This is a genomic window from Clostridiales bacterium (genome assembly GCA_025757645.1).
Classification (GTDB): Bacteria; Bacillota; Clostridia; order Oscillospirales; family Oscillospiraceae; genus CAG-103.
The window spans coordinates 1,638,041-1,658,531 of the sequence record CP107216.1; the positions used below are offsets into that span (position 1 = coordinate 1,638,041).

Genomic DNA, 20,491 nt, shown 5'->3' on the forward strand with positions numbered 1-20,491 from the left:
CTCCTCACAGTCTGTCTGTCAGCTTGCCAAAAGCCGTCTCATAAAAGCTGCGGATGCCGGTATCGGCCAGCAGCGTGTAATTGTCCGATCTGCGGATGCGGATCTGATCGCCGCGGATGAGCGCGATGCTGTCGCCGCCGTCCGCCACGAGGATGGCCGGCCGGTCATGAATGCGCTCCGGCACGATCGTGATCTGCCGCCCGGGCGCAAGCACAAAGGACTTTCCGGCCAGACTGTGCGCGCAGATGGGCGTCATGATGATATTCTCGTTTTCCGGCTCGACGAGCGGGCCGCCGGCCGACATGGAATAGGCCGTGGAACCAGTCGGCGTGGCGACAATGATGCCGTCGCCGTTGAAGCGCGTGATGGGCACGCCGTCGCCATAAGCGGTCACGCCGATGCAGTCCACATGACCGCCGTGGATGACCACGTCGTTGAGCACCGACTGCGTGCAGATGATCCGCTCATTGCGCACGAGCTCCACATCGAGCATCATGCGTCGGCTGACCGTATACTGCCCATCCGCGATCTCGAGCAGCATATCCAGCTCGTCGTCCTCTAGGCCGGCCAGAAATCCCTTGCCGCCGAAATTCACACCGATGATTGGGATCGGATGGTCACGCAGTGTGACTGCAACATGCAGGATCGTCCCATCGCCGCCCATGACGATGATGAGCGCAGCATCGTGCGCGGCGGCCTCCAGCGGCCGCACCAGGACATCTCCCGGCAGGTAGGCCTTCGGCGCAAATACCGGTGACATGACCACCCGATGGCCGTGCTCCGTGAGCATACGGTAAACCGTCAGCGCTTTTTGCAGGCCGCTGTCCCGGTATGGATTGGCCGCAATGACGATGTGTTTCATATGCCGCTCTCTTTTCCGTGGGCCAGCGCACTGTGCGACTGCTCCACAATGGCCGCCGGATCGAGCTCCGGCGCGGGATGTGTTCCCTTGCGCAGGTAGCCAAGGTACTCAATGTTGCCCTCCGGCCCTTTGATGGGCGAATAGTCCAGCCCCATGACGGTAAAGCCCGTGCCGGGCACAAAGTCCAGAAAGCTCTCGAGCACCTCCAGATGCACCTTCGGGTCACGGACAACGCCTTTTTTGCCGACCTCTTCACGCCCGGCTTCAAACTGCGGCTTGATGAGACAGACGACCGCAGCATCGTCCTTCAGCAGTGGACAGACCGCCGGCAGAATGAGCTTCACGGAGATGAATGACAGATCCATGACCGCGAGATCCAGCGGTTCCGGGATCTGCTCGGCTGTGATATAGCGCACGTTCGTGCGCTCCATGGAGATCACGCGCGGATCGTTGCGCAGGCTCCACGCCAGCTGGCCGTAGCCGACATCGACGGCGTAGACCTTTGCCGCACCGTTTTGCAGCAGCACATCCGTAAATCCGCCGGTCGAGGCACCGCAGTCGATACACGTCAGGCCGGTGGGATCGATCGGAAACACTTTGAGCGCTTTTTCCAATTTAAAACCGCCGCGGCTGACATAGGGCAGCGTGTTGCCGCGCACCTCGATCTTCGCATCGGGCGCGACCTGCGCGCCGGGCTTGTCCGCGCGCTGGCCGTTGACATAGACAACGCCGCTCATAATGATCGCCTTCGCGCGCTCGCGGCTCTCGCTCAGGCCCTGATCAAAGACGAGCTGGTCGAGTCGTACCTTCTTCATACGCCGTTCCCCTCTTTCTCGCCGGAGCGCATCGCCTGCGCAGCGGCAGCGATCGCCCGGGCATCCAGACCGTATGCCGATTTGAGCACATTCGGCGCTCCGTGCGGGATGATGCCATTGCCAAGATTGAGCAGCCGCGCGGCCTTCAGCGCCATACCGGCCTGCCCGGCAGCAGAGAGCACCTGCTCGCCGATACAGTTGGCAGCGCACACATCCTCGACCGCCAGCAGACGCCCCGTCTTGTGCAGGGACGCAAGCACCGGCGCCAACTCCAGCGGCGCGACCTGCGCCAGCTTGACGACTTCTGCCGAAATGCCCTGCTGCGCAAGCAGATCCGCCGCCTGCAGCACATCGTTGATGACTATGCCGTAGGTCAGGATCGTCAGATCATTGCCCTCACGCAAAACCGTGACCGGTTCCGGATGGCAGTCCTGATATGCGCCCTCGCCGCCGCGCGGATAGCGCAAGGCGACTGGGCCGCTCAGCTCCAGCACCGCTTTGCGCAGCATCGCGCGCAGCTCGGCGAAGCTTGCCGGGCAGAGGATGCGCATATACGGCACGGAGCTCAGATAACTGATGTCAAAGCAGCCGTTGTGCGTATCGCCGTCATTGCCGACGATGCCGGCACGGTCGACGCCGAGCACCAGATGCAGCCGCTGCAGGGATGTGTCGTGGATGAGCATATCATACGCGCGCTGCAAAAAACTCGAGTAGATCGCCGCGACGGGCTTGAGCCCCTGCTTGGCCATGCCGCTGGCCATCGTGATCGCGTGCCCTTCCGCGATGCCGACATCGTAGAGGCGATCCGGATGCCGCTCGGCAAAGGTCGTCAGGCCCGTGCCGGTCTGCATGGCCGCCGTGATGGCGACGACCGTCGGATCTTCATCCGCCAGCTGCGAGAGCGTCTCGCCGAACACGTGCGAAAAGTCCGGCTTCGGCGCAGGCAGCGCCCCGGTCACGGGATCGAACGAGCTGACGCCGTGGTATTTCTCCGGCGCCTGCTCCGTGTAGGAGATGCCCTTACCCTTTTGCGTCACCACATGCAGCAGCACCGGCTGGCGCAGGTCACGCGCCCAGCGCAGCATCTTTTCCAGCTGCTGCTCATCGTGCCCGTCCACCGGACCGATGTAGTAAAAGCCCATATCGTCGAACATGTTGTTCGGCAGGACAAGATCCTTCACATGTTCCTTCACATGGTGCAGCACCTTATACAGTCCGCGCGCCTTGCCGACGGTATTGCGGTAAAACTGCTTGAAGTGCAGATAGCTCGGCTTCACGCGCTGCTTGGACAGCAGCGTTGCCATGCCGCCGACGTTTTTGTTGATGGACATGCCGTTATCATTGAGCACGATGACCATCGGCTCGCCGCTCTGCCCGGCATCCGACAGGCCCTCGTATGCCAGGCCGCCGGTCAATGCGCCGTCACCGATGAGGGCGATGACGTCATAGTCCGCCCCCGTGAGTGTACGCGCCCGGGCCATGCCCAGCGCGACGGAGATCGACGTGGAGGCGTGGCCGGCCACAAACGCATCGTGCACGCTCTCATCCGGCTTCGGAAACCCGGCAATGCCGCCGAACTGCCGCAGCGTGGAAAACGCTTCGCGCCGTCCGGTCAGGATCTTGTGCACATAGCTCTGATGACCGACGTCGAACACGAGTCGGTCCTTTTCGGTGCTATATACCCGGTCAATCGCAACCGTGAGCTCCACTGCGCCGAGATTCGACGCCAGATGCCCGCCGGTTTTCGCAAGATTCTCGACCAGAAAAGAACGAAGTTCCGCACACAGTGCCGGAATTTCTTCCGCCGGCAGCGCCTTCAGGTCGGCCGGTGAATGGATTCGCTCTAATATACTCAAAACAGAATACCTCACGTATAATAATACAAAGTATACTATAACAAAAAGTGCCGGACTTTACAAGAGTAAGCCGACACTTTTCGCAATTTCACCGGAAGTCCGGTGTTTTTATGGATTCAGTTTTTCCGATCTGCCAGCGAGCGGGCGAGCTGCTGCAAAAATGCGCTGTCCGCAAACACACTGTCCACAGCTGCTGCCGCTTGCTCGGACAGCTCGTGCACATAGGCGCCGCAGCGCTCCAGACCATAGAGCGCCATGAAGGTGTTCTTCCCCTCGCGCGCATCCGAGCCGATGGGCTTGCCGAGTTCCGCCTCCGTACTGATGACATCGAGCATGTCATCGCGGATCTGAAACGCCAGACCAAGCGCCTTGGCATACTGCGCCGCGGCCGCGCGCTGCTGCGCGTTTCCGCCGCCGCAGGTCACGCCCATGAGGCATGCGGCGTGGATCATCGCCGACGTTTTGCGGTCGTTGATATCCATCAGTTCCTCTTTTGTGAGGACCTTGCCCTCACCTTCCATATCTAGCTGCTGACCGCCGCAGATGCCGTTTTCACCGGCAGCCTCGGCGAGCAGGCGCGCGCACTCGGCGCGCACATCCGCCGGCAGCTCCGTCGAAAGGATCGTGTGGAATGCCTCCGCCTGCAGGGCGTCGCCCGCCAGCGTCGCCGTGCACTCGCCATAGACCACGTGGTTCGTCGGCTTGCCGCGGCGCAGATCATCGTTATCCATGCACGGCAGATCGTCGTGGATGAGCGAATAAGTATGCACCATCTCGACCGCACACGCAACTGGCAGCGCCGCGCGCACATCCCCACCGCAGGCTGCGCAGAACGCGAGCACCAGCACCGGACGCAGGCGTTTGCCGCCGGCGGTCAGGCTATAGTGCATCGCCTCCAGCAGACGATGATAGGACACGGTCGTGTCCGCAAAATAGGTATTGAGCGCCGCATCGGCGAGCGCTTTGTATTCCTGATACTGTGTCTGATAATCCATACGTTATTCCTCAGTTTCAAACGGGAGCTCGACAGGCGCGCCGTCGCTCCCTTTTTTGAGCTGCACGACCTTCTGTTCCGCCGTGTCCAGCATTTCATTGCAGGCCGCAAGCAGGCGCGATCCTTCCTCAAACAGCGCCAGCGACGCATCGAGCGGCACATCGCCCTTTTCCAGCTGCTTGACGATCTCATCCAGCCGCTGCATGGACGCTTCAAAGGTCAGTTTCTGTTTTGCCATGGGCATCCTCCCTGTTGTTTACGGTGCAGTGCAATGCACCGTCCTGAAGCTGTACACGAACCGGATCGCCCGGCTGCACCTTTGCCGCCGAGCGGAGCACCGTGCCGTCGGCATCCGTCGCCACAGCGTAGCCGCGGGCAAGCACCTTCAACGGGCTCATCGCGTCCAGCGCCGCCGCATACTGCGCAAAACCATGTCTGCGCGCGGCGAGCCAGCGCTCCCCCGCCGCCGTCAGGCGGCTGCGGGTATAGTCCAGCTCCACGCGCCGGAGATCGAAATAAGCCGCCGGAGACTGCAGCACACGGCGGCCGGCCAGATTGTCCAGTGCGGACCGGCGCTGTGCCATCTGCTTGCGCATCGCCTGCACCATGCGGATATCATACCCGCGCAGCGTCTCGCGGATGTCCTCCGCGTTCGGCACGGCCAGCTCCGCCGCATTCGACGGTGTCGCGGCGCGCAAATCGGCCACAAAGTCCGAGATCGTCACATCCGGCTCGTGCCCGACGGCGGAAATGACCGGGATATCCGAATCGTAGATCGCCCGCGCGACACGCTCGTCATTGAACGCCCACAGATCCTCGATCGAACCGCCGCCGCGGCCGGTGATGATGAGGTCGCCGACCCGATAGCGGTTGGCATACCGGATCGCTCCGGCGATCTCCGCCGGTGCCTCCGTCCCCTGCACGCGCACGGGCAGCAGCACGACCTCGCTGGCCGGCCAGCGCTTACCGAGCACGCGGATGATATCGCGCACGGCCGCACCCGCCGCCGACGTGATGACAGCGATCCGCTGCGGAAACAGCGGCAGTGGCTTTTTGTGCGCGCGGTCAAACAGGCCCTCCTTCTGCAGCTGCTCCTTGAGCTGCTCGTAGGCGGCATACAAGTCGCCCACACCGCCCGGAATGAGCCGCGTACAGTAGAGCTGATATGCCCCGTCGCGCGGATAGACCGCGATGCGGCCGATGGCCGCAACGCTCATTCCGCTCGCCGGGCGAAAGCGCAGCGACTGCGCGCTGCTGCGAAACATCACGCACCGCAGGCTGCTCTCGGCATCCTTGAGCGTGAAATAATGGTGCCCGGACGGGTAGACCTTGTAGTTGGACAGTTCCCCCGTCACACAGACATTACCGAGTAGCGCATCCGCATCCAGCAGCTGCTTGATGTGGGCGTTGAGCTCCGTTACGGTAAAGGATGTACGCGCCATGTCAGGCTTCGGCGCCGTTCTCGGGCGTCTGCTCCGGTTCATCGGCCGGCGCTTCAGCGGATGCTTCTTCCGCTTCGGCCTCCGGCTCGACCTCGCCGCGCACAAAGCTGCCGAGCACGCCGTTGATAAACGCCACCGTCTCCGGCTCTTCATAGCCCTTGGCCAGTTCCACCGCCTCATTGATCGCGGCGGCATTCGGTACGTCGTCCATATAGAGGATCTCGCACATGGCGCAGCGCATGATCGCCGCGGCAACACGGGAAATGCGCTCCAGCCGCCAGCCGCGGGCATATTTTTCGATCATGTGGTTGAGCTCGTACATATGGTCATAGACCAAACCGGTCAGCCGGCGGATATAATCGAGCTGCTTCTCGTCCGGATATTCCAGAAACAGCGGGTCTTCCTCCGCCAGCGTCGCAAAATACTCGCGGCTGAAGAAAGTATCCGCCGTCTCGCGGGCATCGTCCCCGGCGAGCTGCGCGGCAAAGCTGAGCTGGATCGCGATCTCACGCGCAACCGTTCTTGTCATAGTGATTACTCCTGCTTTTCTTTATTTGTCGAAGGCCACACCGGACACATGCACGTTCACAATGGGCTTGCCCATGCCGGTCATGGACTCGACCGCGCTCGTGACCGATTCCTGCACGGCCTTTGCGACCGCCACGACGCTGCAGCCATAGCGCACCGTAATGATCGTATCGACCGTCATCGTGCCGTCGACGATCTGCACCTTGATGCCTTTGGCGGCAGACTTGATGCCGAGCAGCTCGGCCAGCTCCGTACCGGTAGAGGTCGCAACACCGGCGACGCCGTCCACTTCCGTGATCGCTGCGCGCACCATGGCGGCAACGACGTCCTCAGAGATATTGATGCTGCCCTTTTCATCCTGGCAAGTAATATAATTTTCCGGCATAGAAAAATACCTCCCGATAAAATTGTACAGTATAGTGTACCACGCGCAGCGGCAAAAAGAAAGAAAAATGTTTCCCGTCCGGCAAAAAGATGCACCCCGTGAGATTCACAGGGTGCATCCGCATACTTGGAATTACTTGGTCATCGTCTCATGGAACATCATCAGGATCTTTGCAGCCTCCGCGCGTGTCGCGTTTCTGGCCGGCTGGATGTACAGGCGGCCGTCGACCGGGACGCCGGAGATCGCGTTGATCGCAACGGCGTCCTTCATCGCGTCCAGCGCCCAGGAGCCGACGCTGCCGGCATCCACAAAGCGGCTCAGATCATCCGGCTTCCAGGTCCGATCGACCATGCAGCTGAGCCACTATACAGCCCTGACTTCGCAGTACGAGGCTAACCGCCGCATCCGGCACGACATTCTGCACCACGTCAATACGATCCGGTATCTGCTTGAAAACGGTCAGCAGCAGGAGGCAACGGAGTACGCCGGGCAATTTCTGGCCGAGAATCAGCGCAGTTCACAACTCGGGCAGTGCGACAACCCGGTCATTGACGCCTTCCTCTATGGCCGCGTTCAGGAGGCAAAGGCACAAGGGATCACTGTTGAGACGCACATTATTCTGCCGGTCGAGCTGCCGGTCTCGAACACGGACCTTGTCATCGTGTTCGGCAATCTCATGGATAACGCCGTCGAGGCGTGCGCAAAGCTCGAAAATCCCAAAATCGAGCTGAATGCGCACATTGAAAGGGGGTATCTGGTCATTACGGAATCCAATCCCGCTGTACCTGAACCGGAGGGACGCAAACAGCGCCGCATTCCAGAGCTGGAGCGCGGCGTGGGAATGCAGATCTTGAAGTCAGTCGCAGAAAAGTACCAGGGCAGCTGTATGAGCGAAACAGGAAATGGTAATTATTCCGTGTCCGTATTTCTGAAGCTGGGCCAGGCAAAAGAAGGTAATGCAATTTATGCTGAAAATAGTTGTGTGTGACGATGATGCGCTTTGCTGTAAAGAAATCGTTAAAGGTATTCGGGACACACTCGGATCTACACCTGCAGACATCTCCGATTTCCGCGATCCCACACTGTTGCTGGAACACCTGCGCAAAACCGACTGTCAGCCGCACATTGCCCTGCTGGATATCTGCATGCCGGAACAGGATGGCATCCGTTTGGCGCAAAGCATGAAGCAGTACGCGCCCTTCTGCCAGATCATTTTCCTCAGCAGCTACCTCAGCTATGCAACAGAGGTATACGAAACCGAACATATCTACTTTATCCTAAAGTCGCAGCTCCACCAGCGGATCGGCCCTGCGCTGCATCAAGCCCTGACCGCGCTGGGCGATCGTTCTGTGCAGATCACGGCGCAGAAAGATGGCAGCACGCACGTGATCGCGCTGCAGGATGTACTGTATCTGGAGCGTAATCTGCGCAAGACAAAAGTGATTACGCAGCAGGGCGTTTTCCTGACGCAGGAATCACCCGAAACGCTGATCAGCGGGTCCGGCCATTTCGTCCGCTGCCACCAGAGCTGCTGGGTAAATCTCAAACATGTGCAGGCGATCGGCAGCAACCATTTCACCATGGACAGCGGATCTGGCATTCCGATCAGCCGCACTTATCTTCAGGAGGCCAAACAGCGGTTTTTACATGAATTGATCCACATTTGAGATAAACGATCCCCCTCTGATTCCGTCAGAATCAGAGGGGATCGTATTTTCATTGCTTCTTTACGCGCTTGCAAAACGCCCTCAAAGTCGCAGTGATCTGCTCGCAGGTCACCGGCAGAGTCGTCCGGTATTTACGCTTTTTATGAGGCCCGAATGCGCTGTACCCCATACTTGGGAATGGTCAAGTTAACATTAGGACAATATAATAAGAAGGAAAAGTACGAAATATCGGACAGTGAGGAGGCATGGGCATGATCACCTACGCCCCACTATGGGAGACGATGAAGCAGCGGCGCATCACGACCTACGCCCTGATCAAAAACGATTCGTTCAGCCGCGGCACATTGGACTCTCTCAAGCACAACCGCAATATTACCACCGCGACGCCCAATGACCTTTGCCGCATTCTCTCCTGCCGCGTGGAGGATGTGCTGGCCTATATTCCGGACGAAACCGAAGAACCGTAACTGCCCGTTTCCGATCATGAAATGGGCAGTTTCTTCTTGAAAATAGCAGCATCCCCGCTCCGGTCGGAGCGGGGATGTGTTTTACAGGATGGTTCACTGCGCGTCCTGCGCGTCGGCCTTGACCTCAATGACCTTGATCTGCGGCGCGGTATAGTCCGTTTCTTTGACGATGGTGTCCGTGATGGTTGCGACCTGTGCCGTGCTCAGCCCATCAGCCGGCGCGGGCACGGCGACCGTGATGCCCTCATCCGTGATATAGACCACACACTCGGAAAAATCCTTGGCCAGCAGGAGATTTTCGATCTGCGTCTCGGTCATGGAGTCGCTCGCCATGGCAGAGATGGCACTCATGGCGCTGTCGATCGTCGCCTGCGAAGCGCCCTCGGCCGTCGAGGCTGACTTGAGCAGCGACAGTGCCTCGTCGCGCGACTGCTGGCGCGTCAGACGCGCTTTGGCAAAGTAATCATCGGATGCCGACGCCGACGCTGCGGCCGCTTCCTCCTCCGCCTTGACCGCCGCCGTTGCGGCGTCCTCGGCGGCGGCCATTTCGGCGTCCGCCTTTCCCCACTGGGTGTTGTACGACCAGTTAAAGTAGATCGCGGCGCAGACAAACAGCAGCACCACAATGATCGCAATGTTTCGTTTGGTTTTTTTCATAGTCGCCCTCCCGTTATTTAGATTGCGGATCCGGCTCCTTTCGGAGCACGGAGATGTGATCCATGCTCAGGCCGGTAAACTGTGCCACTGCCTGCGTGACGGCGAGCTGCACCTGCGGCGAATCCGCCCCGTCACAGACGACGACTGCGCCGAGATACTGCGGGCTGACCGTCTTGAGCTCCACCGCCTCCTGTGCCCCGCCGCCGGCAGAGATGATGGTCGGCTCACCGCTATCATCCGTCGCCAGCTCCCGCTCGGCCGAGCAGCGGTAGGACAGCAGCACCCGCACTTGTCCCGCGCCGTTGATCTGCTGCAGGAGCGTTGTCAGGCGCTGCTCCTCGGCCTGGATCGTCTGCGGCTGTGTCTGCTCGGAAACGGCTGCCGCCTGCGCCGTCTTGGCCTTTGTCCTGCTGCCGGTCGGCAGCAGGAGCAGAATCAGCCCCGCGAGCAGGATGATGAGAACGTATTTATACTTGGCTGCGAAAGCGCTGAGTTTTCGTGTGTTCATGATGTACTGCTCCATTCCTGCCGCGTGCGCGGGACCCCGAGGTCGGCCTCGATGATCTGCGCCAGGCGGCTGTTTTCTGCTGCCGGCCCGGATGTGACCAGGCGGACGGACTGCGGATACCAGTAGCCGTCGGTGCTCCACTGCAGCGTGACCTGCGCATCGTCGAGCGCAGCGCCGCACTGCGCGGCTTTGTCCAATATATATGTGCGCATTTCCGATTCTATGACCGTGCGCTGCAATCGCTCGCTGCTGTCGGACACCGCGCCGTCCGTCGACACCGAGACGTGATAGTCCTGCAGCGCGGCGGCATAAGCGTCATAATCGAACGTCACCAGCGGCGAGAACAGCAGGCACGTCAGGGCAACGCCGCCGACCAGCTTCGTGACGCGCCGCAGGCTCTCCGACGTCGGAAACAGCGACGCCAGCGCCGTCAGCAGCGCCACGCCCGCCAGACTGAGCAGCCAGGCACGCAGAGATTCCATCATCCTGTCACCGCCTTCATACTCGACACGATCGAGAGGAACAAAATGAGCGACGCCACGCCGACCATCCCCAGCAGGAAACCGTACACGTCCGCAAAGCCGTCGATCAGCCGCCCGACACGCTTGTCCGCGAACGATTCGGCGATACCGGCGGCAAGCTTATACAGGACATAGTGCACGGCGAACTGCAAATACGGCGTGACGCACATAGCGGCGACACTGACGACGCCGACGATGCCAATGCCGCTGCGCAGGATCGCGGCGCTGGAAGTGACCGTGGACGCCGCATCGGCCACGATGCTGCCGACGACCGGAAGCGCGGCAGAGACGGCCGTCTTGACTGCCTTGGCTGCGGCTGCATCCGCCGAGCCGGTGAGGATGCCCGTCAGCGACAGGTAGAGCGTGAACACGCTCGCAAAGCCGATGAGCAGCAGCCGGAACGCCTTGCGCAGCAGACCGCTGAGGGACGCAAGCACGTCGTTTTCGAGCGTTGTGCCGCAGATGACCGTACCTGCGTACAGATACAGCAGCGGCAGGAGCACCGCTGTCTCCGCGGACAGAAGCACATCCAGAAACAGTGAAGTCGCCGCGTATTTTGTGGCCGCCGACGTCGCCGCGCCACTCGCCGCCGCGGCGGCACACATGCTCGGCAGCAGGATCTTGGAAAAATCCCGCAGCGTTGCAAGTGCCTCGCTGCCCGCGGTGATGCATGAGGTCACGTGCGTAACGCTCAGCGCGGCGACCGCCACCGTGCCGGCCATCTGCGTGACCTTTCCGCAGGCGCCGCTCACGGAAAGGGACGCGCACAGCGCCGACAGAAACACGATCGCCAGCAGCAGCGCCGCATTGCGCGCCGCCGACGCGACGGCCCCGCCGCCCTCGTGCAGCACATAGGCCCAGAGCTTTGCGAGCAGGGACTGCGGCTGCGCGGCATCCGCAACGGACAGTTCACCGAAGGCGTCATATGCCTGCTCCGGAAGCGCGGATTCCAGCGACGCCGTGCCGAAATCCGCTGCCTGCTCAGCCGCAACATCGTAGGCAAACGCCCCCGGCGTACACGCCGCCAGCACCAGCAGCACAGTCAAAAGCACAAGCAGCCGCTTTTTCATAAGCATTCTCCGATCATGGTCAAAAACGTGCGCATCAGCGGCAGCGCGGCATAGAGCGCTGCCGCCACGCCAACGAGCTGCACCGCGCAGGCGCCGGCAGCCTGTCCGGCGTCTTTGCAGAGGCTCTCCCCGATCATCGTCAGGATGCTGATGGTCATGCACTTGAGCAGCGGCCCGGTGTAGACGCCGGAGAGCTTGCTGACCGCGATCGCATCGCGGAAAAACGCCGCCAGCGGCTCCAGCAGACCGATGCACAAAAACAGCGCCAGCAGTGCTGCCGCCATGCTCAGCAGAAGCGACATGCCCGGCACGGTCTTGTAGACCGTGGCGGCGGCAGCGGCGGCAATGACCACGATGATAATCGCCTGAAAGACCGGCTCCATCACAGGGAAAACAGGCTCTTGATTAAATCGAACAGCTCGCTGATCTTCTGGATCACCAGCACCAGCACCACGACCAGACCGGCAATGGTCGTCATGAGCGCCTGCTCGTCGCGCCCGGCGCGCGAGAGCAGGATATTGAGCACGGCGACCAGAATACCGATCGCCGCAATCTTAAAGACAAGGTCAACGTCCATAAGCGCCTCCTGTGTAATCAAAACAGAGCCACGGCGGCGAGCAGACCAAGCGTCGCGCCGAGGCCGCAAAAGAGTTTTCCGCGCTGTGTCGTGTCCGCCTGCATCTGCGCCGCAGCAGCCTGCAGCGTCTCGATGCAGGTGTCCAGCGCGCGGCGCTGAATCTGCGCGTCATACTTGCCAAGCTGTTCGCCCAGCGTCAGCAGCGCTGCGCGCACATCGGGCGTCAGCATGTCCAGCGCCTGAAACGCGGCCGCCCAGCTCTCGGAAAACGGCCGGCCGCCGTCCGTGATACCATCTGCGAGCGCGGCATATTGCGTGCTCAGCGGCTCGGGCGCGCCCGCCGCCAGATGGCGCAGCGCCTCCGGCAGCGGCAGCAGACGGCCGACGATATCGCTGCGCAGCAGGTTCAGGCTGTCGATCACCGCCGTGAGCAGGCGCAGCCGCAGCCGCAGCTCCTGCCGCAGCGCGAATCCGGCGGCCGTACTGCCCAGAAACACCAGCGCCGCTCCCACCCAGTGCAGGCGCGTCATGTCAGATCCTCAACGGTATAGACGCGCTCGCCGTCGCTGCGCGTGATGCACACGGCGCGGCGGAAAATATGCTCGTCCAGCAGTGCGCGGTACAGCGCCCTGTGCCGCAGCGCCGCAACGCTCTGCGCGTGCGCCGTCGCCAGCAGTGCGACGCCGCAGCCGGCGGCGATGCGGATGGCCTCGATGTCCTCCGGCGCGCTGATCTCGTCAAACGCCAGCACATCCGGCCGCATGGCGCGCAGGAGCATCATGCAGCAGGCTGCCTTCTGCCCGCCGGTCATCACGTCCGTATTTGCCCCGACGTCAAACTGCGGCGCGCGGTTCTGCACGGCCGCGATCTCGCCGCGCTCGTCCATGAGCGAGATGCGCGTGCCCATATCGGACAGGCGGCGCACACACTCGCGCAGCAGCGTCGTTTTCCCGCTGCCGGGCGGCGAGAGGATGAGCGTACTGCAAAACCCATCGCGGAGCAGCTGCGGCAAAAGCGCATCGGCACAGCCGGGCACCGCGTGCGGGATGCGCACAGACACGGAGCTCAGCTGCCGGATGCCGTCGATCTGCCCGGCAGCCTGTCCGTAAGCGCAGCCGCAAAGCCCGACGCGGCAGCCGCCGGCCGTCTGTAAGTACCCCTGCCGGATCTGTTCTCCAGCCGCGTAAACGGACGCTCCCGTCGCGCGCTCGAGCAGATAGTCCAGATCACCCGCCAGAATGGCGCGGCATTCCGCCGGATATACATGCGCCTGCGTCAGCAGCACGGGCACCTGGCCGATGCGGCAGCAGATCTCTTCCACGAGTTCCTGCCGGTCGCGCTGCGTGTTCGCAATGGCCTGTCCCAGCGCCGGCGGGAACAGCGCCAGCGCCTGATTTGTGAAGATCATGGTGGTCCCTCCTCTTTTGTTCTGCCACATCCTATGCACGCGCCGCGCGCGGCAGAACAAAAAAAGAGACAGCCGATTGGCTGCCTCTCAGGTAAGATAGTTACGAATTACAGTTTGCGGCACTCGAGGTAATAGCGCTTGTCCGCGCCGAGGCCGATGGAAAAGCTCTTTTTCGGGAACGGGCCGGAGCGCAGCACCGACGTAAAGAGCTCCGCCTTATCCATGCGCGGCATGAGGATTCCGCAGCAGCCATCACCGGCCGCAAGGGCGATCGCCTCATCGTCGCCGTGGATATAATCGACCGAGCCGCCGTTTTCCGCGAGATAGGCCGTGCAGAACACATCCATCGCGGCGATCGCTTCACCGAGCGACGCGCCCTTGGCGAGAATGTCGCGGCGCGCACGCCCGGCGATCAGGGAGATCGCATAGCCGCTGCCGTCAGTGGATGCCAGCGCCGTCTCCGCCGCCTGCATCCATTTGGACGCATCGGTACCGAAGAGCACGCGGTGGATGGGTTCAAACGTCACGGCCGGGCTGTGCAGGTTCACAAGCTCAACGAGTGCGTAGCGCGCGGGATCGGCCGCCGCCTGCTCGGGCGTGAGCGTTTGTTTCTTCTCCAGCCAGCACAGACGGGCTGCCGCCAGACTGTGGTTGCCGTCCGCGATGGCAAAGCGCATGGGGTGCGCGCCGTCCGTGCCGACGCCGGTCGCGCACAGGCGCGCGGCAAGCACATCCGCCTTCGCGCCCGCAATGCGCAGACCACGAACGTGACCGCCGCCGGACATGAGGTCAAAATCATACAGCGTTTCGCCGGCCGCCGCCTGCGCTTCCCGGCGGATCGTATCCTCCGGATCGCTGTAAAACACCATGATGTGCGGCATCTCCAGCGCCGCCGCCGCACGGATGCGCACACGCGCCGGAAGGCGCGAGGCGACCGTGCCCTCCGTCGCGCGGATCGGCGTGACGGAGTCCGGCGCGTAATCATACGCCTCCAGATCGAGCGCGCCGACAACGCCGCAGCGCACGGCGCCGCCCGGCAGCGTGCGCTGCACGAGCACAAGGCTGTGCGGCACGGTGCGGAACACGCCGTCATCGAGGTAACGGCGCATGGTCTGCTGGATCTCGCGCGTCGCCGCAGCCTCATCGCACTTGCCGAGGTAAAACTCCGGCAGCATCAGCCGCAGCGTGGACGGCGCGTCGCAGACGGTGTCCTGCACTGCCTGCCAATAGCCGGCATCCGCCGTGAACTGGTCACAGGCAATGACGCTCCAGCGCCGCATATCCGCATGCGCCGGCAATAGAATATCCGTTGGGGTAAAAAACAGGTTCAGGTTCATTCCTGGCTCCACTTTTCCGCTCTGCCGACGGCGCGCAGCCAGTTATCGTGATACTGCTTTGCCTGCTCGGCATCCATTTCGGGCTTGAAAATACGGTCAGACTGGCGCAGGAGCGCAATATCGTCCACGCTCTCCCAGACGCCGCTGGCAATACCGGCGAGGAACGCCGCGCCGAACGCCGTCGTCTCGACCAGCTTCGGCCGGTCGATCGGCACGCGCAGCATATCCGCCTGAAACTGCATCAAAAACGAACTGACGGACGCGCCGCCGTCCACACGCAGGACGGAGATCGGGCTCTCGGCATCGACCTGCATGGCATCGAGCAGGTCCTTGACCTGATATGCGATGCCCTCAAGCGTGGCGCGGGCGATGTGTGCCTTGTTGCTGCCGCGCGTGAGGCCGACGATCGCGCCGCGGGCGTACATATCCCAGCGCGGCGCGCCGAGACCGGTGAACGCGGACACAAGATACACGCCGCCGTTGTCCGGCACGCTCTCGGCCAGGATATCGCACTCATGCGCCGTGCCGATCAGGCCGAGCTCGTCGCGCAGCCACTGGATGGAGCTGCCGGCATTGAACACGCTGCCCTCGAGCGCATAGGTCGTCTTACCGTTGACCGACCACGCAACGCTCGTGACCAGACCGCTGACGCTGCGCACGGATTTGCTACCGGTGTTCATGAGCGTGAAGCAGCCGGTGCCGTATGTATTTTTCGCCTGGCCCGGCACGATGCACGCCTGCCCAAGCAGGGCGGCCGCCTGATCACCGGCGCTGCCGCAGACCGGAATGCCCTCGAGCGTCTCCAGTCCCGGCAGACCTGCCGTCACCTGTCCGTACACCATGGACGACGGCACCGGCGTCGGCAGCATGCTCATCGGAACGCCGAGACGCGCGCAGAGCTCCTCGTCCCAGCAGAGATTATCAATGTCAAACAGCATCGTGCGCGAGCAGTTGGAATAGTCCGACACATGGGCGCGGCCGCCGGTCAGATTCCAGATGAGCCACGAGTCCACATTGCCGAACAGCAGCTCGCCGCGCTCGGCGCGCTCGCGCGCACCCGGAACGTTATCGAGGATCCACTTGATCTTCGTGCCGGAAAAATAGGCGTCGATGAGCAGGCCGGTCTTCTCCTTCACATACGGGCCAAGACCGTCGGCCGTGAGCTGATCGCAGATGGGCGCCGTGCGGCGGCACTGCCAGACGATCGCGTTATAGATGGGCTTGCCCGTGTTCTTGTCCCAGACGATCGTCGTCTCGCGCTGGTTCGTGATGCCGATGCCAGCGATGTCCGTCGGCGACAGGCCGCTCTTTTCAAACGCCTCGCTCATGGCAAGCATCTGGCTCTCAAGGATGACCATCGGATCATGCTCTACCCAGCCCGGCTTCGGGTAGATCTGCGTAAAAGGATACTGCGCCAGAGACACAATGTTGCCCTTACTGTCGAAGATAATGGAGCGGGAACTGGTTGTACCCTGGTCAAGTGCAATGATGTAGCCGTTCATAATTAACATTAACCTCCATAGACTTGACGGAATCCGTCAATTGGAATACAATTCAGGTAGCATTTAGTATATCACAACTGGAGGAGTATTGCTATGCCATCTTTTCATGATTTCAGGTTTTTATCCACTGACGGGAAACACAAGGTATTTGCAAGAGAATGCACCCCCGACGGCGAAGTCCGCGCCGTTTTGCAGATCGCGCACGGCGTCGCCGAGCATATCTATCGTTACGCCCCATTCATGGAGTTTCTGGCCAATCACGGCTTTGCCGTCGTCGCAAACGACCACCTCGGCCACGGCAAGACCGCCGAAAACGAGCAGGAGCTGTGCTTCTTCGCGGAAAAGGACGGCTGGAACGATGTCGTGAGCGACATGGATCAGCTCCATAAGCTGACCGCCGCCAAGTATCCCGACGTCCCCTACTTCCTGTTCGGCCACAGCATGGGCAGCTTCCTGACCCGCACCTATATTATTGACCATCCGGAGGGGCTCAAGGGCGTCATCATCAGCGGCACCGGCCAGAACCCGGCCGCCGTCGTCGCCGCCGGCAAGCTCATGGCAAAGCTCGAGATGATCGACAACGGCCCCATGTATCACAGCCCCACGCTCGACAAGCTTGCCTTCGGCAGCTATAACAAGAAATATGACCACGTGCGCACAAAGCTCGACTGGCTCACCCGCGACGAAGCGATCGTGGATCAGTACATCGCCGACCCGCTCTGCGGCGCGATGGCGACCGCCGGCATGTTCCATGATATGATGGGCGGCCTGCAGTATATCTGGAAGACGGAAAACCTCAACAAGATGAACAAGGCCACCCCGGTCTATTTCATGGCCGGCGACGGCGACCCGGTCGGTAACTACGGCGAGGGCGTCAAGAAGGTCTATAACCGCTTCCTGAAGGTCGGCTGCAAGGACGTAAAGCTCAAGCTCTATAAGGACGGCCGCCACGAGATGCTCAATGAGCTCAACAAGGACGAGGTCTATGCCGATATCCTCGACTGGCTCAACAGTAAGATTTGATTTCCTCGGTCGATACATTACCACAGTTCATCACGGCAAATTATATAAGCTGCGGGCGGTGCTGATGCACCGCCCGCAGTATTTTTATAAAGCGCCTAGTCGATGACAGAAAAAACGCGTTCATCCCCGGATGAAAAATCTTCCGGATCATAGTACGGAGGTTCTCCCGTCCACACCTGATGGAAACGAATCGTGAGGGAATCATGGCGGCTTACTGCAACATAAACTGCAAGCTTTCTCTGCGGATACTGCATCTTGATATTGCAATAGATGAGCCTGCAAAGAACAGGTGCGTCTGCAACAAGTTCAGAAAACGCTTCGTCCGAAATATCGTCCAACAAATGCTCGTGGTTGTTTCCAGCCTCATATGCCGTTTTGTCCTCTACGGAAAGCGGAATGGTCTTTCTATGGTCATCGCATAAACAAAGCAGTTCATTCCCGGCAGCATCCGTCAGCACTTGATAATGCAAAAGCTGCGAGAATGTCCGGAACAAGCCTGTGATACCGGTCGAATGTGATGCGCACAGCTTCCTTCTGAAAAGCCATTTCACGTTTGAGAAAGCTTTTTCTCTATCAGCCGCGGCAATGGTTCCGTATGACTTTTGCCGGTCGTAATAATTGCACAAATAGAGTCCGTGGTCTTTGATACGCATGGCGATGGAGACAGTTTCGTTTTCGCGTGAATATGCCAAAAATCTCGAAATGCCAGTACACAAATCTCGCGCAAAACCCCTCAAGGCAAGGAACTCCCGGCACGAAATATGCTCCACGAGTTTAACTTCAATATCATCTTTTGGAGTGCCTGGATATGCCGAATCCATTCGCCTGCAGAATTCGCATATTCCATGAATAAAATCTGTTTCTCTTCTCATAGTCAGTACCTGAAATAACGTTACAGTTCCGACCCCTGCACCAGATCGTCGCGCGCGAAAGCTGCGTGGATCGCATTGAGCACGCGCTTTTTGTCCGCGCTCCAGAGCGGCGCGATGAGGTCACGCTTGGCGCCGTCGCCGGTCAGGCGGTGGATAACTACCTCCGGCGGGAGGACGCACAGACACTGCTCGAGCAGGTCGATATAGTGCTCCGGCGTGAGCACCTCGAACTTTCCGGCAGCATAATCCGCCGCCAGATCCGTGCCGCGCAGCACATGCAGCAGGTGCAGCTTGATGCCCTGCGCCCCGCTCTGACCGATATAGCGCGCGGTCTGCACCATCTGCGCATCCGTCTCCCCCGGCAGGCCGAGAATCTGGTGCACAATGACCTCCAGACCGGCCGCGCGGAGACGGCGGACCGCACCGTCAAACACCGGCAGATCGTAGCCGCGGCGGATATAGGCCGCGCTCTGCGGATGGATGGTCTGCAGGCCGAGCTCGACCCAGACGGGCTTTTCCGTGTTCAGCCGCTGCAGCAGCGCGATCACAGTATCCGGCAGGCAGTCCGGCCGCGTGGCGACCGACAGCGCCACAACGTCCTCCGGCGCAAGCGCCTGCGTGAACAGTTGCTCCATGCGCGCGAGACTGCCATAAGTGTTCGTGAAGTTCTGAAAATAGGCAATGTATTTACCGCCGCCGTTTTTACCGGCCACGCGCACCTTGGCCGCCTCGATCTGCTGCGGGATGTCCAGTGCGCGGTCAGCGGCGAAGGCACCGGAACCGTCCCCGGCGCAGAAAATACAGCCGCGCGCACCGATAGTCCCGTCCCGGTTCGGACAGGTAAAGCCGCCGTCGAGCGCGAGCTTATAGACCTTGCAGCCGAAGCGGCGGCGCAGCTCCTCGTTCAAAGTGTGATAATACATGGAAGAAAAAGGCCGGGGATGTCCGGCCTTTGTGTTTATGCCTTCATCTGGCGCTTGCGCGCGAGATTGACCATACCGTCTTGCATGTCGTTGAGATTCATGAGCATCTTGCCGCTGCCGAACGCCGCGCACGAGAGCGCGTCGTCCACGACGGTCGTGCGGATGCCGGTGTCCTTTTCCACGAGCTGGTCGAAACCGTAGATCAGGCTGCCGCCGCCGGCCATGATGATGCCGTTTTGCGCCACATCGGCCACGAGCTCCGGCGGCGTACGCTCAAGCACCATGTGGATGGTCTCGAGTATGTCGCGCGCGGGCTCGGCGATGGCCTCCACGAGCTCGACGGAGCTGATCTTCACGGATTTCGGCAGGCCAGTCGTCAGGCAGCGGCCCTTGACCTCCTGAATGCCGACCTCGGCGCGCGGGACGAGGCACGCGATGCCGATCTTGAGCTCCTCGGCCGTGCGCTTGCCGATGAGAATGTTGTGCTTGCGGCGCACATAGCGCACGATCGCCTCGTCAAAGGCGTCGCCGGCGGTCTTGATGGACTCGCTCTCGACCACGCCGCCGAGCGAGACGACCGCAACCTCCGTCGTACCGCCGCCGATGTCGATGACCAGATGGCCGTCCGGCTTGGAGATATCCGCGCCCGCACCGGCCGCCGTGGCCACGGCCGACTCGACAAGGTAAACCTTGCGCGCGCCGGCCTCGATGACGGCGTCGATGACGTTGCGCTCCTCCACACCGGTCACGCTGCTCGGCACGGTGACGAGCACGCGCGGCTTGAAGAGACTGAACGACGTCACGCGCGAGAGCAGCTCCTTGAGCATGAGCGCCGTCATGTCATAGTCCGAGATGACGCCCGCGCTGATCGGATGGATGGCCACGATGTTCGCCGGTGTGCGGCCGAGCATCTTCTGCGCGTCCTGACCGACCTTGAGCATGCGGCCGGTGTACTTGTCGACCGCCACGATGGACGGCTCGCGCAGCATGATGCCCTTGCCGCGCACGAACACGCGGATGTTGGTCGTGCCGAGGTCGATGGCAATGTCACGTTCAAAAATCATCATAAAGCAAAAC

26 protein-coding genes are annotated in these 20,491 nt (G+C 61.2%); 4 read left to right on the top strand and 22 right to left on the bottom strand.

Annotated elements, in window-relative coordinates; translation table 11 throughout:
- Window positions 1-4 precede the first annotated feature (4 nt).
- The 9 genes from OGM61_07825 to OGM61_07865 all read right to left on the bottom strand — a co-directional run bounded on the left by OGM61_07825 (window position 5) and on the right by OGM61_07865 (window position 7,233).
- Window positions 5-862 (bottom strand): NAD(+)/NADH kinase, encoded by an 858-nt coding sequence (locus OGM61_07825; GenBank protein UYI83763.1) that lies wholly within the window; start codon window positions 860-862, stop codon window positions 5-7.
- On the bottom strand, window positions 859-1,677 hold the full coding sequence (locus OGM61_07830; protein UYI83764.1) for a TlyA family RNA methyltransferase: 819 nt from the start codon (window positions 1,675-1,677) through the stop codon (window positions 859-861). Before OGM61_07830 ends, OGM61_07825 begins: the two co-directional genes overlap by 4 nt.
- Complete coding sequence (gene dxs, locus OGM61_07835; protein ID UYI83765.1) at window positions 1,674-3,533, bottom strand: 1-deoxy-D-xylulose-5-phosphate synthase; 1,860 nt, start codon at window positions 3,531-3,533, stop codon at window positions 1,674-1,676. The genes OGM61_07830 and dxs overlap by 4 nt, the downstream gene beginning before the upstream one ends.
- 116 nt (window positions 3,534-3,649) lie before the next feature.
- Entirely contained in the window at window positions 3,650-4,528 is an 879-nt protein-coding gene (locus OGM61_07840; protein ID UYI83766.1) for a polyprenyl synthetase family protein, read from the bottom strand.
- A gap of 3 nt (window positions 4,529-4,531) precedes the next feature.
- Window positions 4,532-4,765, bottom strand: coding sequence for an exodeoxyribonuclease VII small subunit (xseB, locus tag OGM61_07845; protein UYI83767.1), 234 nt, complete (start codon window positions 4,763-4,765; stop codon window positions 4,532-4,534).
- On the bottom strand, window positions 4,740-5,969 hold the full coding sequence (xseA, locus tag OGM61_07850; protein UYI83768.1) for an exodeoxyribonuclease VII large subunit: 1,230 nt from the start codon (window positions 5,967-5,969) through the stop codon (window positions 4,740-4,742). Before xseA ends, xseB begins: the two co-directional genes overlap by 26 nt.
- A gap of 1 nt (window position 5,970) precedes the next feature.
- The gene (nusB, locus tag OGM61_07855; GenBank protein UYI83769.1) at window positions 5,971-6,498 is read right to left on the bottom strand and encodes a transcription antitermination factor NusB; all 528 of its coding nucleotides are present in this window, start codon (window positions 6,496-6,498) and stop codon (window positions 5,971-5,973) included.
- A 21-nt stretch (window positions 6,499-6,519) separates the two neighbouring features.
- Window positions 6,520-6,882, bottom strand: coding sequence for an Asp23/Gls24 family envelope stress response protein (locus OGM61_07860; protein UYI83770.1), 363 nt, complete (start codon window positions 6,880-6,882; stop codon window positions 6,520-6,522).
- A 132-nt stretch (window positions 6,883-7,014) separates the two neighbouring features.
- Window positions 7,015-7,233, bottom strand: coding sequence for an S-layer homology domain-containing protein (locus tag OGM61_07865; GenBank protein ID UYI83771.1), 219 nt, complete (start codon window positions 7,231-7,233; stop codon window positions 7,015-7,017).
- Here OGM61_07865 and OGM61_07870 point away from each other — a divergent pair.
- The 3 genes from OGM61_07870 to OGM61_07880 all read left to right on the top strand — a co-directional run bounded on the left by OGM61_07870 (window position 7,232) and on the right by OGM61_07880 (window position 9,016).
- Window positions 7,232-7,870, top strand: a complete 639-nt coding sequence (locus tag OGM61_07870) for a GHKL domain-containing protein (GenBank protein UYI83772.1) — start codon at window positions 7,232-7,234, stop codon at window positions 7,868-7,870. The genes OGM61_07865 and OGM61_07870 overlap by 2 nt on opposite strands.
- Window positions 7,848-8,549, top strand: a complete 702-nt coding sequence (locus OGM61_07875; protein UYI83773.1) for a LytTR family DNA-binding domain-containing protein — start codon at window positions 7,848-7,850, stop codon at window positions 8,547-8,549. Before OGM61_07870 ends, OGM61_07875 begins: the two co-directional genes overlap by 23 nt.
- 251 nt (window positions 8,550-8,800) lie before the next feature.
- Window positions 8,801-9,016 carry a helix-turn-helix transcriptional regulator gene (locus OGM61_07880; protein ID UYI83774.1) on the top strand — a complete coding sequence of 72 codons (216 nt, stop codon included), beginning with the start codon at window positions 8,801-8,803 and terminating at the stop codon, window positions 9,014-9,016.
- Window positions 9,017-9,109: 93 nt separating this feature from the next.
- Here the strand turns inward: OGM61_07880 and OGM61_07885 are convergent, their stop codons facing one another.
- The 10 genes from OGM61_07885 to glpK all read right to left on the bottom strand — a co-directional run bounded on the left by OGM61_07885 (window position 9,110) and on the right by glpK (window position 16,596).
- Entirely contained in the window at window positions 9,110-9,673 is a 564-nt protein-coding gene (locus OGM61_07885) for a SpoIIIAH-like family protein (protein ID UYI83775.1), read from the bottom strand.
- Between the two features lie 13 nt (window positions 9,674-9,686).
- Entirely contained in the window at window positions 9,687-10,181 is a 495-nt protein-coding gene (locus tag OGM61_07890; protein UYI83776.1) for a hypothetical protein, read from the bottom strand.
- Complete coding sequence (locus tag OGM61_07895; protein UYI83777.1) at window positions 10,178-10,666, bottom strand: hypothetical protein; 489 nt, start codon at window positions 10,664-10,666, stop codon at window positions 10,178-10,180. Before OGM61_07895 ends, OGM61_07890 begins: the two co-directional genes overlap by 4 nt.
- Complete coding sequence (locus tag OGM61_07900) at window positions 10,663-11,772, bottom strand: stage III sporulation protein AE (GenBank protein UYI83778.1); 1,110 nt, start codon at window positions 11,770-11,772, stop codon at window positions 10,663-10,665. The genes OGM61_07895 and OGM61_07900 overlap by 4 nt, the downstream gene beginning before the upstream one ends.
- On the bottom strand, window positions 11,769-12,155 hold the full coding sequence (locus OGM61_07905; protein UYI83779.1) for a hypothetical protein: 387 nt from the start codon (window positions 12,153-12,155) through the stop codon (window positions 11,769-11,771). Before OGM61_07905 ends, OGM61_07900 begins: the two co-directional genes overlap by 4 nt.
- Window positions 12,155-12,349 carry a stage III sporulation protein AC gene (gene spoIIIAC / locus OGM61_07910; protein UYI83780.1) on the bottom strand — a complete coding sequence of 65 codons (195 nt, stop codon included), beginning with the start codon at window positions 12,347-12,349 and terminating at the stop codon, window positions 12,155-12,157. Before spoIIIAC ends, OGM61_07905 begins: the two co-directional genes overlap by 1 nt.
- A gap of 17 nt (window positions 12,350-12,366) precedes the next feature.
- On the bottom strand, window positions 12,367-12,879 hold the full coding sequence (locus OGM61_07915) for a stage III sporulation protein AB (protein ID UYI83781.1): 513 nt from the start codon (window positions 12,877-12,879) through the stop codon (window positions 12,367-12,369).
- Entirely contained in the window at window positions 12,876-13,757 is an 882-nt protein-coding gene (locus OGM61_07920) for an ATPase, T2SS/T4P/T4SS family (protein UYI83782.1), read from the bottom strand. The genes OGM61_07915 and OGM61_07920 overlap by 4 nt, the downstream gene beginning before the upstream one ends.
- Before the next feature lie 107 nt (window positions 13,758-13,864).
- A complete protein-coding gene (locus OGM61_07925; GenBank protein ID UYI83783.1) occupies window positions 13,865-15,037 on the bottom strand; it encodes a DUF1015 domain-containing protein in 1,173 nt (390 codons plus the stop codon).
- 53 nt (window positions 15,038-15,090) lie between these two features.
- Window positions 15,091-16,596, bottom strand: a complete 1,506-nt coding sequence (gene glpK / locus OGM61_07930) for a glycerol kinase GlpK (GenBank protein UYI83784.1) — start codon at window positions 16,594-16,596, stop codon at window positions 15,091-15,093.
- Window positions 16,597-16,689: 93 nt separating this feature from the next.
- On the opposite strand from glpK, the gene OGM61_07935 reads away from it, so the two are divergent.
- Window positions 16,690-17,619 carry a lysophospholipase gene (locus tag OGM61_07935; protein UYI83785.1) on the top strand — a complete coding sequence of 310 codons (930 nt, stop codon included), beginning with the start codon at window positions 16,690-16,692 and terminating at the stop codon, window positions 17,617-17,619.
- 95 nt (window positions 17,620-17,714) lie between these two features.
- On the opposite strand, the gene OGM61_07940 is transcribed toward OGM61_07935, so the two are convergent.
- From OGM61_07940 to OGM61_07950, 3 genes are read right to left on the bottom strand one after another with little or no spacing between them, the layout of a single operon-like run.
- Entirely contained in the window at window positions 17,715-18,491 is a 777-nt protein-coding gene (locus tag OGM61_07940) for a hypothetical protein (GenBank protein UYI83786.1), read from the bottom strand.
- A gap of 20 nt (window positions 18,492-18,511) precedes the next feature.
- Entirely contained in the window at window positions 18,512-19,414 is a 903-nt protein-coding gene (locus OGM61_07945; protein UYI83787.1) for a TIGR01212 family radical SAM protein, read from the bottom strand.
- 35 nt (window positions 19,415-19,449) lie between these two features.
- Window positions 19,450-20,478, bottom strand: coding sequence for a rod shape-determining protein (locus tag OGM61_07950; protein ID UYI85578.1), 1,029 nt, complete (start codon window positions 20,476-20,478; stop codon window positions 19,450-19,452).
- Between the last annotated feature and the right edge of the window lie 13 nt (window positions 20,479-20,491).

Excerpts from the sequence above, each read along its gene's own strand:
- OGM61_07865 (UYI83771.1), bottom strand. The coding sequence starts at position 7,233 with ATGGTCGATCGGACCTGGAAGCCGGATGATCTGAGCCGCTTTGTGGAT.
- OGM61_07920 (UYI83782.1), bottom strand. The coding sequence starts at position 13,757 with ATGATCTTCACAAATCAGGCGCTGGCGCTGTTCCCGCCGGCGCTGGGA.
- glpK (UYI83784.1), bottom strand. The coding sequence starts at position 16,596 with ATGAACGGCTACATCATTGCACTTGACCAGGGTACAACCAGTTCCCGC.
- OGM61_07940 (UYI83786.1), bottom strand. The coding sequence starts at position 18,491 with ATGAGAAGAGAAACAGATTTTATTCATGGAATATGCGAATTCTGCAGG.
- OGM61_07825 (UYI83763.1), bottom strand. The coding sequence starts at position 862 with ATGAAACACATCGTCATTGCGGCCAATCCATACCGGGACAGCGGCCTG.
- OGM61_07935 (UYI83785.1), top strand. The coding sequence starts at position 16,690 with ATGCCATCTTTTCATGATTTCAGGTTTTTATCCACTGACGGGAAACAC.
- OGM61_07870 (UYI83772.1), top strand. The coding sequence starts at position 7,232 with ATGCAGCTGAGCCACTATACAGCCCTGACTTCGCAGTACGAGGCTAAC.
- OGM61_07895 (UYI83777.1), bottom strand. The coding sequence starts at position 10,666 with ATGATGGAATCTCTGCGTGCCTGGCTGCTCAGTCTGGCGGGCGTGGCG.
- xseA (UYI83768.1), bottom strand. The coding sequence starts at position 5,969 with ATGGCGCGTACATCCTTTACCGTAACGGAGCTCAACGCCCACATCAAG.
- OGM61_07905 (UYI83779.1), bottom strand. The coding sequence starts at position 12,155 with ATGGAGCCGGTCTTTCAGGCGATTATCATCGTGGTCATTGCCGCCGCT.
- spoIIIAC (UYI83780.1), bottom strand. The coding sequence starts at position 12,349 with ATGGACGTTGACCTTGTCTTTAAGATTGCGGCGATCGGTATTCTGGTC.
- OGM61_07885 (UYI83775.1), bottom strand. The coding sequence starts at position 9,673 with ATGAAAAAAACCAAACGAAACATTGCGATCATTGTGGTGCTGCTGTTT.
- OGM61_07830 (UYI83764.1), bottom strand. The coding sequence starts at position 1,677 with ATGAAGAAGGTACGACTCGACCAGCTCGTCTTTGATCAGGGCCTGAGC.
- OGM61_07880 (UYI83774.1), top strand. The coding sequence starts at position 8,801 with ATGATCACCTACGCCCCACTATGGGAGACGATGAAGCAGCGGCGCATC.
- OGM61_07840 (UYI83766.1), bottom strand. The coding sequence starts at position 4,528 with ATGGATTATCAGACACAGTATCAGGAATACAAAGCGCTCGCCGATGCG.
- xseB (UYI83767.1), bottom strand. The coding sequence starts at position 4,765 with ATGGCAAAACAGAAACTGACCTTTGAAGCGTCCATGCAGCGGCTGGAT.
- OGM61_07890 (UYI83776.1), bottom strand. The coding sequence starts at position 10,181 with ATGAACACACGAAAACTCAGCGCTTTCGCAGCCAAGTATAAATACGTT.
- OGM61_07900 (UYI83778.1), bottom strand. The coding sequence starts at position 11,772 with ATGAAAAAGCGGCTGCTTGTGCTTTTGACTGTGCTGCTGGTGCTGGCG.
- OGM61_07945 (UYI83787.1), bottom strand. The coding sequence starts at position 19,414 with ATGTATTATCACACTTTGAACGAGGAGCTGCGCCGCCGCTTCGGCTGC.
- OGM61_07925 (UYI83783.1), bottom strand. The coding sequence starts at position 15,037 with ATGCGGCGCTGGAGCGTCATTGCCTGTGACCAGTTCACGGCGGATGCC.
- OGM61_07950 (UYI85578.1), bottom strand. The coding sequence starts at position 20,478 with ATGATTTTTGAACGTGACATTGCCATCGACCTCGGCACGACCAACATC.
- OGM61_07875 (UYI83773.1), top strand. The coding sequence starts at position 7,848 with ATGCTGAAAATAGTTGTGTGTGACGATGATGCGCTTTGCTGTAAAGAA.
- OGM61_07915 (UYI83781.1), bottom strand. The coding sequence starts at position 12,879 with ATGACGCGCCTGCACTGGGTGGGAGCGGCGCTGGTGTTTCTGGGCAGT.
- OGM61_07860 (UYI83770.1), bottom strand. The coding sequence starts at position 6,882 with ATGCCGGAAAATTATATTACTTGCCAGGATGAAAAGGGCAGCATCAAT.
- nusB (UYI83769.1), bottom strand. The coding sequence starts at position 6,498 with ATGACAAGAACGGTTGCGCGTGAGATCGCGATCCAGCTCAGCTTTGCC.